Genomic DNA, 13,444 nt, shown 5'->3' on the forward strand with positions numbered 1-13,444 from the left:
TGATCCACATGAACATCGGCATCACGATCATCCACCACTTCCGCAACCGGGTCCCCGCCCTCCCCCTGGTCGCCGGGGTGATCGTGCTGATGCTCATCGCAGCCTGGATCCTGCACCGCGCCGTGGAACGCCCGCTCGGCAAGTGGTTCAACACCACCCTCAAACGCGGCATCACCGACGTCCGCAAGAACACCCCTGCCCGCCGGGTCGGCCGCCGCCGGGCAGGCACCCCACCGGTAACCGTCAAACCGGATACCCCCACCATGAGCATCACCATCCCCCAGCCCCGCCCCGCCGACACAACGACCATGCTCACCACCAAGAACACCAAGAACACCGAGACCGCCAGCAGCCGAACCGACGAAGCCGCCCGAATCTCGCACCAGCCATGAGCCGCTACCCCGCACGACTCACCCACCTCGGCCTGCGGAGCCCCAGGCGCCTGCCGTGTCCGCCAAGGATGGCCGGAGACGCGCGAGCACGCACTGGGTGTGAGGCATGTTGCGGCGGAGCCGTGGCCATCGGTTCTGCTTCGGCAGCACGGGTGGGGCGGCTGCCCTCGGCAGTCGTCCGGCCTTGTGGGCTGCCTTTCATGAGGAGTGGGAAGTATGAGCATCGTCTGGGCCGGGTGGCTCGCACAGCACTTCGGTGGGTTCGGCTACAGCAACGGCCTCGTGCGCGGTGCGACCGGGACGCTGGCCGTGCTGCTCACCGCCACGCTGCTCGGATATCTCCTGCGGCGCTGGCGCCCTGCCGCGCTGACAGTCGCGGGGGTGGTGGCAGCTGCGGGCATCGGCTGGCTCATGGCCCACTGAACTTCCAGGTCCTGACCGTACGCGAGGAGGAGAAGAACAGCGTCACCATCGCCTCCAACGAGTCCTTCGACGGCTGGACCAAGACCTTCACCGAGACTGACTCCTACCGCCTCGCCGGCACGCACGCCCGAGCCGAAGCTGCCGCCATGATCCGTTGAACACCGCAGCTTCATGAGGCGGCCCTCCTTCCTCCGGGTGAAGGGCCGCCGGCTGCTTGTGACATCCCCTTCGGGCCAGGGAGCCGCCCGGAGCCCGGCCTCGGCTCCCGTCCGAGGCGCCTGGGCACTGTTCGGCGCATTTCTGCTGTTCCGGCTCGTGTTGGAGAGGGATCGCCTCCAGCTCCTGGTGGTCGAGGAGGTGCGACTCGTCGATCACGACGGGCGGTGTCCGGCTCCGTTCGTCAACCTCCGGGGCCAGGCCGGTGGATGCCGAACATCCAGGGCATGGGAAAACTCCGCTACGTAGTGGCACAGGCCTTCGCCCTGCTCCACCGCGTTTGAACTCCTCGCGGTCCACTGGGAATTCAGAACCGCACTCCACGACGCTTTTGTCTCCTCGGCCTGCAGCCTGATCGTGTTACAAACTCTTACGGGAAAACCCTTGGCTGGGTTCGAGTTCGAAGATGACTTCCCCGACCGCAAGGTCGATGCGGTGCTCCTTCCGCACGGACCAGCCGCCTTCCTCGAAGACGGATTCCCAGTCGGAAAGGGTAGGCAGGAAGGTTCCCATCAAATCGTGGGCGAATTCGAAGGCGAGAGTAAAGGTGCGCAGATCGCGGTCCGGAACTCCTGCAGAACGGGTCGCGTCCCCGAGCAGAAATCGCCGGGCCCGAGGGAAGAGAGTACGGAAGTTCTGGAGCCGGCGAACGCAGTTCTCCCGGGGCCAGAGGTCGTGGCCCATCATGAAACAGGTGAGCAGCTCGACCTCGGCGAACTCCGCGCGCTGTTCCAGAGCGAGCACGTCGGCTTGGAGAAACGACACCCGATCGGCGAGTCCGGCCGCGGCGGCATCACCGACGGCGTCGTCCAGAGCGGGGCGCGCGACATCGATGCCGATTCCGCGGGCGTCCGGGAAGCGGCGCAGCAGTTGGAGGAGGCGGTCACCGCTGCCGCATCCCAGGTCGGCGATGCAGGCGGGGGCAAAGTCCAGGTCGTCGACGGCCTGGTAGAACCACGGGTCGTAGGTGAGCTCGCTGATCTCGCGGCAGGCGCGTGCGATCGCGGCCGAGTCCCGTTGGTAGAAGTCTCCGTGCCGGTTCTGTTCCGCGATCACCTCGGGTATCTCCCGGAAGAGCTGGGCACTTCCTCGCGTCAGCCAGTGGAAGAAGGAGCGTGTGCGGTACACCTCGTGGAAGTTCCTCGCGGGAAAGGCTTTCGCGTCGTCACGGTGCACGATGTCCACCGAGGCCAGCGCACGCAGGACTCCGATCGTCGACCGTACATCGAAATCCCGCAGGGAGGAGTAGGCGTGCGCGTCGATTTCCCCCTTGCTCTGGAGCTCGTCGAGAATGCCGAGGTCCCACGCCGCGCTGATAGCGGACGCGGCGACCGCCGAGTTGAAGATGCGTGTGACGTCCTGTTCGGGTCCGCTCGCTGCGCCTATCAATTCCCTGTTCCCCTTGGGTCGTTGCTTGCTGTTTCCCTGAAGTTGGAGTGCTGTTGTTGGGGTGCTGCTGTTGGAGTCCTGCGCACGCGTCGTGAAACTCTAATGAGAGCAAGCGACGGCCTCCAGCCCGGATCGAGCCAAAGGTCCTTCCCGCCAAGTTCCCTGTCCGGGCCGAATATTGACCTTGACCTCTCCTCTCCCCGTCCACCAGTCTGGTCTGCCGTGAAGGAACTACCGAGTCGCATTACCTCCGGGCGGGATCGCGCGGTCCTGGCAGCCATCTGCACGGGAATGTTCATGACGCAGCTGGACTCGACGATCACCAACGTGGCTCTCGGTGCGATGAAGACGGAATTCAAGGCGCCGACGTCGACCGTCATCTGGGTCGTCGACGCCTTCCTGGTGACCTTCGCGTCGTGCCTGCTCGGCCTGGGCGTCCTCGGAGACCGCATCGGCCGGAAACGAACGTTCCTGGCCGGTCTGGCGGCTTTCGCTTTCACGTCGGCGGGCTGTGCGCTGGCACCGGGAATCGGCTGGCTCATCGCCCTGCGCGCCGGACAGGGCATCGCCGCTGCGGCAGTCCTGGTCTCCTCCCTGGCTGTCCTGCTCGACTGGTTCTCGGCCGACAAACACGCCTGGGCGATCGGCTGGTGGGCGGCCGTCGCCGGAACCTCACTGGCCATCGGGCCGATCCTGGGCGGGCTGATCGTGGACGGGCTCGGCTGGCGCTGGATGTTCTGGCTGAACTTCCCCGTGGCAATCCTCGGGATCGCCCTCGGACGGAGAGTCCTGCGGGAATCGCACGGGCCGCTGCGTCGCCTGGACTGGCCGGGTCAAGTCCTGGCCTGCACCGCACTGTTGGCCCTCACCTGGGGTGTCGCGCACGGCACGAGCACCGACTGGTCGTCGGCGCCGGCGCTGGGTTCCGTCGGCGTGGCGGTGGTGCTGGTGGCCGCGTTCCTTCTCGTGGAGGCCCGCTCGCCCGCTCCACTCGTACCCCTGCATCTGTTCCGGTCCTGGCCGTTCGCCGGCACCAACCTCGCTGCCCTGCTGGTCAGCCTCGGCACACTCGGACTGCTGCTCCTGACCAGCCTGTACGTCGTGGACGTGCAGCAGGGTTCGGCCGCCTCGGCCGGTGTGCGCATCGCCCCGCTCTTCCTCGCACACGCACTGGCCAGCCCCTTTGCCGGACACCTCTCGAAGCGGTGGGGCAGCCCCGCGGTGGCGGTCTCGGGCTGCGCGCTCTCGGGCCTCGCGATCTGGTGGCTCGCTTGGTCCTTCGGCAACACCCTCTCCATGACGATCGCGCTCGTCGTGTGCGGCATCGGCGTGGGCGTGGGCATGTCGGCGCTGGTCGCATGTGTCGTCGCAGCCGCCCCGGGGCACCCGGCGGGGTTGGTGTCCGGGCTGAACAACACCGCACGGCAGATCGGCAATTCGCTCGGCGTGGCGCTGCTCGGCGGGCTGGTCGCTGCCGCCGCGGTGCCGCGCGATGGCCTGCGGCTGGCGTTCTGGGTCGACGGTGCGGCCTACCTGCTGGCAGCACTGTTCGCGACGGTCGCGGCGCTCGCCAGCAGACGTGTCAGTGGCCCCGCTGGCGGAAGGCGCGACATCGGCGGCGCTCGCGTGGTGCACAAGGGGGCAGTCGGCGAAGGTCCGGCCTCGAAGGGCTGAAGGGCCTAGCAGGACTCCGTTAGGTCCGCTACGTCTGCGAATCTCGGCCGGGTGGATGGTCTCCGTAGGATGTCGGATCATGGTGACGATCGATGTTTCCTCCGTCTTCACGGAGAGGGAACTGCACGACCTGCTGAAGCAAGAGCTCGGCTTCCCTTACTTCTACGGCAGGAACTGGGCTGCGTTCTGGGACGCTGTCACCGGCCTGGTCAGAATTCCCGACCGCATACGCTTCACCGGTTGGTCCGAGCTGCTGGTGCACGTACCGGATGGCGCCGACGAACTTCGGCACCAGCTCGACCGTTACCGCGATGAGTACCGTCCGGGTCTGCTCGTCGAATTCACATAGATGAAGCCTCTGCCCGTGGGGCCGGTAATGCACAGTGGCAGGTGGTGCAGATGCCGGTCCGACACCTCAGCACGTCCCGGTGAGGAAGGCGTGGGCTGCGGTGACGAGGGGGGCTTCGGCGGGAAGGTTCGAGAACGAGTACTCGGTGGATTCCTCTGCTTCTGTGGGCGACTCGGCCGGCAGCCACAGGTCGAGCAGGACACCGTCCCACCAGCCCTGTTCGGCCGAGGCCCGGGTCCTGAGCGGTCGGACGAGGGAGTTGCTGGCCGGACGGATACCGGCGGGCGGGGGCACGGCGAGTCCAGGAACTGCACACCGAGCGCACCCGGGTCCTCACAGTGCCGCTCGGGGCCGCCGTCCGGCCACCTGCCTTGGTGCAGGAGAGCGCCGAGGCACTCCGGTCGCCGCGGTAGGGCCGGTTCTGCGTGATCGCCGCAGAAGCGGCGGTACCGGCCGGGCCGACGCAGCTTGAGGAACACTTGCGCGACCGCGGGACGCAGTCACTGTGGCTGGCCATCGGGCCCGCCCGTGTTCGTAGGAACAGAGCCGGCTGTCGGGCCGGAGCACCCGGCGGATTTCGGAAGTGCGGCTGGCAGATCCCGTACCGGGCACAGGACCAGAGAGCAGACCGCAGTAGGGAATCAGCCGACGGTTCGGTCGAGGCGCGCTGCCGCGACACCTCGGGGGCGAGCAGCCCTTAGCGGGCACGACGACGACAAGCACGTCTGGCACCAGCAGGAGCCGTCCCACGACCGGGAGCACTTCCTCGACGAGTTCGCGCACGTCTTCGCAGTGCGGGGCTCCAGTTACCGGCCCGCGGCGGTGGTGGCAAGGCTTGCCCGCAGCGCGGCCGGGCCGTCGGTGCCCTCCGGCCGGCGCGCAGGGTGGCCGGAGGGCGCCGATCGCCTAGGCGGACACCGAGGCATCCGTGACCGGGCAGCCGACGCGGGCCGGGGCGGGGGTGTGGTCCGTGGAGGCGGCCGCCTGGGTCTCCTCCTGACGCAACCGCTCGACCAGCACGACGAGTTCGCGGTTCCTGCCGGTCGCCATCAGATAGATCATCTTGAGGTCTCCCGAGAACGCGGCGACCGGATCCGTGAAGCCGACCGGCAGGTTGCGCTCGAAGAGGAAGTGCCCGCTCCAGGCGAAGGCGAAGAAGCTGGCCGGCACGGTCCAGAGCCGCTTGGCGCCGCGGCCGCGTACGCGTGTGGCGGACACGGCCGCGGCCGCCATCCCGGCGACGTGCATCCACCTGCTGGCCTCGCTGGTGTGGCCACGCATGTAGTCCTCGAACCGTTTGTCGAACTCTCTCATCGTCCTCAGATCCTTTCGGAGGTTTCGAGCTTGCGGGACCTGGCCTGGTAGATGTGCCGGAACAACGGGTCGACGGCCGCTCCCCGTTCGTACCGGGCGGCGAACCGCCACTGATACTGCGCGAAGAGTTCGGGGTCCTCATGCAGGAACAGCACGTCGTGCACTGCCATACGGCGCAGCGCGAGCAGCGGGACGGGGGAACGGGAGACCGGGAACGAAGGGTTCCTGGCGGCCGGTTCCGCGCAGTCGGGGTGGAACTGGCCGAGCATCAGGCCCTGTTCCGCCAGCTCCTTCTTGACGTCTGCCTGCACCTGGTCGAGCAGGTGCCAGCGGGAGGGCGGCAGGTCGGGCAGGGCCAGCAGGAGGGTGTGCAGGGTGGGGTTGGAGTGCGCCCAGCGGGCCGTCAGGAATTCCCGCACCATGTCGTGGACGAGCGCGGTGAGGTCCGCGGCGGTCGCGTCCCGCAGATCCCGCTCGGTACGCAGCCGCAGGGTGTCCGCCTGGAGGGCGGGAGCGACGAACGGGCACACCGCGCCATCCCTGCCGAGTTGTTCGTGCGGCTGGGTCACGTAGTCGCACAGCCAGCGCCGTACGGTCTCTTCGGTGTCGTCCGGCGCGGCCGGCTCCGGCAGCGCCTTCGCCTCGACGACGGCACTGCCGCCGGGCAGGCGGGTGACGGTGGTGACCGAGAACCCCGCGCTCTCCAGGAGCGCGGTCACGTCCGCGCGGCTGCGCTCCCGGCCGCCGTCGAACAGGGTCATCATGTACAGGTCCATCAGGGCGCCCGACTGAACGTCGTCGCTTCCGGCGTCAGTGCCTCCGGCCTCGGGTCCCGCTCCCCCGCCCTCCTCCGCGAGCAGGTGGTCGACGACCATCAGGCGGCCGTCGGCGCCCATGGCGGCACGGCAGTTGCGCAGCACGGCCAGGCAGGAGTCGTCGTCCCAGTCGTGCAGGATGTGCCGGAGCAGATAGACGTCACCGCCCCGGGGAAGTACGCCGAAGAAGTCGCCCTCCACCAGGGTGCAACGTTCCTCCAGTCCCGCGGCGGCCAGTCGCCGACGGGCGGCGGGCAGCGCCGCGGCCATGTCCACGAGCACGCCGTGCAGTCCGGGCAGCGTGTCGAGCAGGCCGACGAGCATCGCCCCGTCTCCGCCCCCGACGTCGACGACGGTGCCGGCGAGGTCCGCCGGGCCGACGCCGTACGGCATGAGTGCGGCGCGTACCCCCTCGAACTCCAGGGCAAGTCCCGTTTCCTGCGAGCGGTCGAACACCGAGCGCAGTTCCGGGTCACTGTCGAGGTGGCTGAAGAAGCCCTCACCGTAGACGTCGGGGAACGCGGGTCTGCCGGTGCGCACGGTGTCCGCCAGCCGGTCCCAGGCGGGGGCCATCGCCCGGGACGCCAGCAGCGCGGTGGGCAGGACGGATGCGGGCACGTCCGAGCGCAGGGTGTCGCCGAGCGGGGTCAGCGCATAGGCTCCGCTCCCTGTCCGGCGCAGTGTGCCGAACGCGACCAGCGCCCGGAGCAGCCGCTCCAGTTGAGCCAGGTCGGTGCCGGTGGCGGCGGCGAGGCGACGGCTGTGCGCGGGGCCTTCCGCCAGGAGGTCGGCGATGCCGAACTCGGCCATGGCGCACAGGGCCCGGGAGCGGAGGTGACCGTAGATCAGATGGCGCATCTGCCGGGCGTGCCGGGCCTCGCCCGCGGTGGGTACGGTGTTGCGGCCCTGCGGGGGCGTGGGCGTGGGCGTGGGCGGAGCGTCCTGGACCGAGGTCTGCTGGGGCGGGTTCAACGCTCCTCCTGCGATAACTGCGGCAACTGGGATACCTGGGACACCTGGTGTGCGACGCCCGCGTACGAGCGGGACGCGGGAGCGGCCGTTTCCGTCACGCGCACGTGCAGGCCGTCCCGGGGGTGCAGCGCCGGGATGCCGGCGGGCTGCGGATCGTGGGTGAGCAGTTCGAGCGTGGTGCGCTGGGCGAGCCGGGCGAGGGCGGCCGGGATGACCGCCTGGGCGATGTTGCCGCCGATGCAGCGGCGCGGGCCGTAGCCGAAGGGCAGGTACTCGAAGGGGGTCGGCGTCCGGCCGCCGTTCGTTTCGCGCTCCCATCGCTCGGGCTTGAACCGCTCCGGTTCCTCCCAGACCCGGGGCGAGCGGTGGGTGAGGTACTGGCTGACGGCGATGAGGCTGCCGGCGGGGATGAGATGGCCTTCGTAGCGGAAGCCGCGCACGCAGCGGCGGGGACTCATCATCACCGGCGGGTGCAGCCGGAGGCTCTCGGAGACGACCCTGTTCAGCAGGTGCAGACGGCGGACGTGACTGACGGTGGGCGCGTCGTCCCCCAGGACCCGGTCCGCCTCCTCGCGGACCGCCGCCCAGACGCCCGGGTTGCGGAGCATGTGGTAGACGGCCCACCCGATGCCGGAACTGACCGGGTCGTAACCGGCGATCAGCGAACTGACCACCATGTCCCTGATCTCCTGGTCGCTCATCTCCCCGCTGTCCCCGCTGCCTCGCCTGTCTCCGCTGTCTCGGCTGTCTCCGCGCGCGGCGAGCAGTACGGAGATCAGGTCGCCGTCACCGGTGACGTCACCGCCCCGTCGGCGGCGGGCGATCTCCTGGTAGATGACCTTTTCCACCGCGGCGATGCCGGCCAGGGCCCGGTTGCGCGCGCGGCCGGGCAGCCGCCAGGCGACGAGCTGGCGGGGCAGCGGATAGTCCATCAACTCGTGTATCAGGTCCAGTTGTTCGACCAGGTGGTCCATCTGCCGGGCGACGTGTTCGCCGCAGAAAGCGCGCACCATCGCGACCCGGACGGTCTGCCGCAGCTCCTGGTAGATGTCGATCCGGCGGCCGGGCTGCCAGCTGCCGACGGCCGTTTCGACGTGGTCGAGGATGAGCTCGATGCCGCGTTCCATGCCGGTGCGGTGGAACGCGGGCAGGGCGGCCCGCCGCCTGCGGTCGTGCGGGGCACCGTCCGTAACGACCAGGGCGGTGTCCCCGGCGATCGGCCGGAGCATTTCGTACGCCCCGGTGAAGACGAAGTTGTCGGAGTTGCGCAGGACCAGGGCGTTCGCCTCGGGGCCGACGAGGAAGACGGTGCGCAGCGGGCCGACGCCGAAGGCGCACACGTCTCCGTACGCCTGCTGGAGGTGGGACAGGCCGTGCGGCAGCGAGCGCTGGAAGGCGCGGGTGGCGGCGATGGTCTGGCGGGGGCCTCGGGGCCCGGGGAGGCGCTTCATGCGGTCTGCTCCTTCCGGACGCCGCTGTCCTGGCTGCGGCGGGAGTCGAGAGCGAGGTGGTCGCTGCCGATGAGGACGAGGGCGCCGAGCACGACCGTGAGGGCGGTGGCCCAGCCGGGGGCGTTGAGCAGCACGAGGGTGGCCAGGAAGGCGGTGGAGAGGATCATGTCGCGCTTGAGCACCTGGTTGGCGGCGGCCGGGTCCGTGGCCCGGGCCATCGCCCGGCACTGGGTGTAGGCCCATACCGCCCAGACCAGGGCGAGCAGGGCGGGTGGTGCCACCGTGCCGGTCACCACCAGTACGGGCAACGAGAGGTAGCCGAGCAGGGTCATGGTGGTGGCCGCGCGGGCTGCCGAGGCGTAGTCGGGGAAGACGGTGGCTGAGGTACGCAGCCCGGCGGCCCGGTCACCGGTGAAGTCGGGGAGGTTCTTCACCATGCCCTTGGCGACGAACCACAGGATCAGGAAGCCGAGCAGCATCCACCCCTCGGTGTCCGGCAGCCGTACGCCCCGGGGCGCGCCGAAGTAGCCGAGCAGGAAGGGCCCGAAGACGGCGAGGCTGAACGCGAACAGGCCGCTCACCGGGCGGGCCTTGAGCCGCAGCGGTACGAAGGAGTACTGGTGCGCGCCGAGCAGCGCCACGAGCATGACCGCCAGGTAGTACGCGTCGTAGGCCAGGGACGCGACGGCGAGCAGCCCGGTGATCGCGTGGCCGGCCCACAGCACCCTGCGCTGCCCGGCGCGCAGCAGCAGCCAGACCCGGCCGGGGAGGTTGACGCTGTCCTCCTCCAGATCGGTGTACGCGTTGTAGAGGTTGGCCATCAGCCCGTACGCGAAGGTGAGGGCGAGCCCGAGGAGGAACAGGGCGCTGAGCGTCCCGTCCGCGGCGGTCCAGCCGAGCGCGAAGGCCAGCAGGCCGGGAACGCAGGTGCGGGGACGTCCCAGCATGAGCAGGATGCGCACGGTCTCACCGGACCCCGACGAGCCGGGGGCGGCGCGCACCGCGGCCACCCTTTCGGCCGGGGTGAGTGCGGCGAAGTCCACGAGGTCCAGCGGCGGGAGCCCTGGGTGGGACCGGGTGTGTGCCATGGGTGGTTCGCCTTCCTGTCGGCGGAGCGGCGCGAGAGTGGGAAGCGGGAGCACCGGGCGAAGAGGGGTCAGACGCCGAACCGCCCGCTGAGCGGACGCCGGGCCAGGAACGGCCGGGCTCCGACGACCGGCACGGCGGCGCCCCGGGCCGGCAAGCAGCCAGGCTCCGGGACGTCGTCGCCCGACACCTTGCGGGCGGGGGCCGTGACGGACGGGGTGGGCGCGAGGGTCATGGATCCTCCGGGATACAGCTCCAGTGCTTGGAACGAGCCTCGGACCACGGGGTCGACAACCGCTCAAGAGCGGCTCGAAGGCCGGTGGGCACACGGAAGGGAGACAGACGGCCCCGCCCGCCGGACCGACCTGGTCTCCCGCCGCGAGATCGCCGAGACCACCGCCCCTCACCCCACGTACGCCCCGAGCCGCATGGGACTCGAACTGATGCTCGTCCAGGCCGGGTTGGGCAGGCTGCCCCCGCAGGGCCTTCTCTGGGCAGGCCTGCGGGATGCCCGGAACGGACGGCAGGGGCGTTCGAGCGGGCTCGCCACAGGGCTTTCGCCGCGGGCCGGAGGAAGAAGATGGCCAGTTCCGGCCCAAGAGGCGGCACAGGAGCGCAGGTCAGGGTATTCGCGCCTCGGCCGTCGCGACACCGCAGGACGAAGGGGTGGCTCGTCGCGCTTCGGCCCCGCCGAGCCCCCAGCGTGCGCCGGTGATGTCGAGGCGATCGGCCGACGGCGTCCCTCAACCCCTTTATCCATAGGGCAGTTGACCTATCTTAGGTGCCTCTATCGCACATCCCTACCCAGGAGATCCCCCCATGGCAAAGGACGAGATCGAGCACATACGCCGCGAGCAGCCGTCCCCGGCAGTCGCCGCGCTCGCCACCGAGCGCGGCCTGGGCGACTGGATCGATACGCTCGCCACGAAGCAGGGCTTCGGGTGGCGGAAGCAGCGGGACTGCCGGCTCTACTTCTTCAAGGGCGGCCTGGCCGTGACGAACCCGGACGGCTCCCTGGCCGCGTTCGACTGGGAGACGGTGCGCGTCCTGCAGTACCGGCGCACCGTCAACGGCGCTGGGGCGGAAGCGTGTTCCGTGCTCATCGACCCGGCGGGCAATGCGCTGAACATCGGATACGGCAGACCACCCCTGTTCAAGTCCGACAAGACGGCGCTCGGCATCACTTCGTGGGCGAACGGCGCCGGTTTCCTCTACCCGTACATGTGGGGCGACTACATCCAGGAATGCGTCACCCGCACTCAGCTGCCCGGGACGATCGCGCGCATCCAGCAGGGAGAGACCGTGAACTTCGGTCCCTACCAGGTCAATCAGCAGAGCGTCTGGGACAAGAAGTACTCGATCGTCTGGCCGGAGATCATCGAAATCGGGGTCCAGGACGGCACGTTCATGTTCAACGGCCACCAGAGGAGGTCGAAGGCTCCGGAGATGGCACAGGTGTTCCAGATCCCCAACCTGGACCTCTTCATGAAGCTGTGCCGCCACCTCAGCCCCAACCTCTAACCAGCGCCGGTCATCAACACCACATTCACCGGGCCCGCAACCCGCGACCCTCGTCCGTCGTGCACGCAGCGCAGTCCGCGCGCTGCGCCTCTTCACGGGTTTGCGGGCCCGGGCCATCTGGCGGCTTTGACGCGGATGCCGAGACGCCGTGATGCCGTGCAGGACCTGCGGGAGCCAGTAGGCGACGGCGCACCGCTTCACGGTGGATTCCACTGTGTGACCGTGCATAATCCATTGCCGGGCCAGGTGGTGGTGGCCCAGGATGCCCGGATGCGCTTCTCGATCAATATTCCGAACTTCGGCGACTTCGCCGATCCCCGAAACGTGGCAACCGTAGCGGCGGCGGCCGAGGAGTCCGGGTGGGACGGGCTCTTCGTCTGGGACCACGTCCATTACCGCGGGTACTCGGGGCGGCCCTTCGGGGACGCGTGGATGCTCCTGACCGCTGCCGCGCTCGCGACGTCACGGATCCGGGTGGGGACGCTGCTCACCCCGGTAGCCCGCTATCGGCCGCAGCAACTCGCGCGGCAGGTGGCCACCTTGGACAACCTCAGCGGAGGCAGGGTCGTCTTCGCCGCGGGGCTGGGTGGGCCGGTCGAGGACGAGTACGGCAGCTTCGGCGACTCCACCGATCGACGGGTGCTCGCCGAGCGGCTGGACGAAGGGCTGGAGCTGTTGGAGCGGTTCTGGACGGGCGAGGCCATCGACCACCACGGCCGGCACTACCAGGCGCGGAACGTGAGCCTGCAGCCCGCCACCGTGCAGCGGCCCCGGCCGCCGGTGTGGATCGGGGGATTCTGGCCGAACCGCCCGCCCATGCGACGGGCCGCACGGTGGGACGGCGCGGTTCCTCTGTTCAAGAACGCCCTGCACGGATACCCGCCCAACCGCGAGGACGTGCGGGAATTGAGCACCTATGTGCGCGCTCACCGAGAAGGTGACGCCCAGCGCCCCTTCGACCTCGTGGTCGGCGGCGCCACTCCGGCGGACGCGGCCAAGGCCAAGGATGTGATCGGTCCGCTGCGCGACGCAGGTGCCACCTGGTGGGACGAAAGGCAACTCGACCCCGGCCCCGACGTGGACCGCCTGGCACCGGTGCTGCGGCGCATCGAGGCAGGGCCACCGGTGCTCGATTAGGCGCCCCGCACCGAGGCGCAAGGTGCCGGCCTGCCAACGGCGTTGGCAGAACTCAGGGATCCCCTGAGCTTCAGAAGCGTCTTGCGGGTTGTGCGCACTTCCTCGGCGGCCCGGCCGAGTTGGTCGATCTGCGCGGTCAGCTACGTGATCTGTTCCCGCACCGTCGCGGCCTGCGCGGTCAGCTACGTGATCTGTGCCCGCACCGTCGCGGCCTGCGCGGTCAGCTCTCGTTCCCGCTCCTCCAGCGGTGCCAGCACCGCGCCGAGCGTCAACTCCGCGCGGACCGCCCGCCACGATCCAGGTGGACCGAGGCAGGGAGGTCCCGGGCCGAACGGACACGGGTGCGAGGGAGCGTTCGCCGTCCCGGTCATCGATCTTCCTGCCTGCACACCGCGCATCTCAAAGGCCGGGCACGGGCCCGTACGGATCGCTCCGTTCAGCCTGCCGTCTGTGCTGCGGCGGGGGGTTCACGGGCAAATGGTCGGTCCTGGGACGGATCAGGCTGCCCTCAACCAGAGAGGTTGTCCGTCTCGTTCTCTCCGGGCCGAGCGGTGGGTGAGCCGGAGAGGGTCCTGGTCCTGCGCGTGGGCTCCGGCCTCGTCGTAGTGGGAGGTGTTTTCACCGTGACCACCGTCGGCTCCGGCCAGGTCTCGGGGGGGGGCGGAGGCTTCGGCAGGCGCAGGACGGGGTCCAACCGCAGAGGCC

The 13,444-nt window shown here is 69.5% G+C and carries 13 protein-coding genes and 2 pseudogenes; 7 read left to right on the top strand and 8 right to left on the bottom strand.

Going from position 1 to position 13,444, the window contains the following annotated elements; genetic code table 11:
- From ACZ5PB_RS21275 to ACZ5PB_RS21285, 3 genes and pseudogenes are all read left to right on the top strand, one after another.
- Window positions 1–392, top strand: a pseudogene (locus tag ACZ5PB_RS21275) (hypothetical protein); the annotation flags it as partial.
- A 216-nt stretch (window positions 393–608) separates the two neighbouring features.
- Window positions 609–815, top strand: coding sequence for a hypothetical protein (locus tag ACZ5PB_RS21280; RefSeq protein WP_468693605.1), 207 nt, complete (start codon window positions 609–611; stop codon window positions 813–815).
- Window positions 812–973: pseudogene (locus ACZ5PB_RS21285) on the top strand (IS21-like element helper ATPase IstB); the annotation flags it as partial. The gene ACZ5PB_RS21280 and the pseudogene ACZ5PB_RS21285, both read left to right, overlap by 4 nt.
- A 418-nt stretch (window positions 974–1,391) precedes the next feature.
- Here ACZ5PB_RS21285 and ACZ5PB_RS21290 read toward each other — a convergent pair.
- Complete coding sequence (locus ACZ5PB_RS21290) at window positions 1,392–2,420, bottom strand: methyltransferase domain-containing protein (RefSeq protein ID WP_468693273.1); 1,029 nt, start codon at window positions 2,418–2,420, stop codon at window positions 1,392–1,394.
- A 291-nt stretch (window positions 2,421–2,711) separates the two neighbouring features.
- Between ACZ5PB_RS21290 and ACZ5PB_RS21295 the strand changes: the two genes are divergently transcribed.
- Both ACZ5PB_RS21295 and ACZ5PB_RS21300 read left to right on the top strand, forming a co-directional pair.
- The gene (locus tag ACZ5PB_RS21295; protein ID WP_468693274.1) at window positions 2,712–4,094 is read left to right on the top strand and encodes an MFS transporter; all 1,383 of its coding nucleotides are present in this window, start codon (window positions 2,712–2,714) and stop codon (window positions 4,092–4,094) included.
- A 79-nt stretch (window positions 4,095–4,173) separates the two neighbouring features.
- Complete coding sequence (locus tag ACZ5PB_RS21300; protein WP_468693275.1) at window positions 4,174–4,443, top strand: barstar family protein; 270 nt, start codon at window positions 4,174–4,176, stop codon at window positions 4,441–4,443.
- 66 nt (window positions 4,444–4,509) lie between these two features.
- Here ACZ5PB_RS21300 and ACZ5PB_RS21305 read toward each other — a convergent pair whose 3' ends face one another.
- The 6 genes from ACZ5PB_RS21305 to ACZ5PB_RS21330 all read right to left on the bottom strand — a co-directional run bounded on the left by ACZ5PB_RS21305 (window position 4,510) and on the right by ACZ5PB_RS21330 (window position 10,316).
- Window positions 4,510–4,737, bottom strand: coding sequence for a hypothetical protein (locus ACZ5PB_RS21305; RefSeq protein ID WP_468693276.1), 228 nt, complete (start codon window positions 4,735–4,737; stop codon window positions 4,510–4,512).
- Window positions 4,738–5,349: 612 nt separating this feature from the next.
- Entirely contained in the window at window positions 5,350–5,757 is a 408-nt protein-coding gene (locus ACZ5PB_RS21310) for an Mpo1-like protein (RefSeq protein ID WP_468693277.1), read from the bottom strand.
- A gap of 5 nt (window positions 5,758–5,762) precedes the next feature.
- On the bottom strand, window positions 5,763–7,544 hold the full coding sequence (locus tag ACZ5PB_RS21315) for a DUF6875 domain-containing protein (RefSeq protein ID WP_468693278.1): 1,782 nt from the start codon (window positions 7,542–7,544) through the stop codon (window positions 5,763–5,765).
- Entirely contained in the window at window positions 7,541–8,995 is a 1,455-nt protein-coding gene (locus ACZ5PB_RS21320; protein WP_468693279.1) for a cytochrome P450, read from the bottom strand. Before ACZ5PB_RS21320 ends, ACZ5PB_RS21315 begins: the two co-directional genes overlap by 4 nt.
- On the bottom strand, window positions 8,992–10,083 hold the full coding sequence (locus tag ACZ5PB_RS21325; RefSeq protein WP_468693280.1) for a UbiA family prenyltransferase: 1,092 nt from the start codon (window positions 10,081–10,083) through the stop codon (window positions 8,992–8,994). Before ACZ5PB_RS21325 ends, ACZ5PB_RS21320 begins: the two co-directional genes overlap by 4 nt.
- A gap of 68 nt (window positions 10,084–10,151) precedes the next feature.
- A complete protein-coding gene (locus tag ACZ5PB_RS21330; RefSeq protein ID WP_468693281.1) occupies window positions 10,152–10,316 on the bottom strand; it encodes a hypothetical protein in 165 nt (54 codons plus the stop codon).
- Between the two features lie 584 nt (window positions 10,317–10,900).
- Here ACZ5PB_RS21330 and ACZ5PB_RS21335 point away from each other — a divergent pair.
- A complete protein-coding gene (locus ACZ5PB_RS21335; RefSeq protein ID WP_468693282.1) occupies window positions 10,901–11,602 on the top strand; it encodes a DUF6585 family protein in 702 nt (233 codons plus the stop codon).
- A 270-nt stretch (window positions 11,603–11,872) separates the two neighbouring features.
- Window positions 11,873–12,739 (top strand): LLM class flavin-dependent oxidoreductase, encoded by an 867-nt coding sequence (locus tag ACZ5PB_RS21340; protein ID WP_468693584.1) that lies wholly within the window; start codon window positions 11,873–11,875, stop codon window positions 12,737–12,739.
- A 182-nt stretch (window positions 12,740–12,921) separates the two neighbouring features.
- Here ACZ5PB_RS21340 and ACZ5PB_RS21345 read toward each other — a convergent pair whose 3' ends face one another.
- The gene (locus tag ACZ5PB_RS21345; RefSeq protein WP_468693283.1) at window positions 12,922–13,110 is read right to left on the bottom strand and encodes a hypothetical protein; all 189 of its coding nucleotides are present in this window, start codon (window positions 13,108–13,110) and stop codon (window positions 12,922–12,924) included.
- Window positions 13,111–13,444: the final 334 nt, after the last annotated feature.

Source organism: Streptomyces sp. NPDC032721, assembly GCF_055579625.1.

Bases quoted from the DNA above. Each gene is read 5' to 3' on its own strand.
- ACZ5PB_RS21340 (WP_468693584.1), top strand. From the start codon at position 11,873: ATGCGCTTCTCGATCAATATTCCGAACTTCGGCGACTTCGCCGATCCC.
- ACZ5PB_RS21335 (WP_468693282.1), top strand. From the start codon at position 10,901: ATGGCAAAGGACGAGATCGAGCACATACGCCGCGAGCAGCCGTCCCCG.
- ACZ5PB_RS21310 (WP_468693277.1), bottom strand. From the start codon at position 5,757: ATGAGAGAGTTCGACAAACGGTTCGAGGACTACATGCGTGGCCACACC.
- ACZ5PB_RS21330 (WP_468693281.1), bottom strand. From the start codon at position 10,316: ATGACCCTCGCGCCCACCCCGTCCGTCACGGCCCCCGCCCGCAAGGTG.
- ACZ5PB_RS21295 (WP_468693274.1), top strand. From the start codon at position 2,712: ATGTTCATGACGCAGCTGGACTCGACGATCACCAACGTGGCTCTCGGT.
- ACZ5PB_RS21320 (WP_468693279.1), bottom strand. From the start codon at position 8,995: ATGAAGCGCCTCCCCGGGCCCCGAGGCCCCCGCCAGACCATCGCCGCC.
- ACZ5PB_RS21345 (WP_468693283.1), bottom strand. From the start codon at position 13,110: ATGACCGGGACGGCGAACGCTCCCTCGCACCCGTGTCCGTTCGGCCCG.
- ACZ5PB_RS21325 (WP_468693280.1), bottom strand. From the start codon at position 10,083: ATGGCACACACCCGGTCCCACCCAGGGCTCCCGCCGCTGGACCTCGTG.
- ACZ5PB_RS21280 (WP_468693605.1), top strand. From the start codon at position 609: ATGAGCATCGTCTGGGCCGGGTGGCTCGCACAGCACTTCGGTGGGTTC.
- ACZ5PB_RS21300 (WP_468693275.1), top strand. From the start codon at position 4,174: ATGGTGACGATCGATGTTTCCTCCGTCTTCACGGAGAGGGAACTGCAC.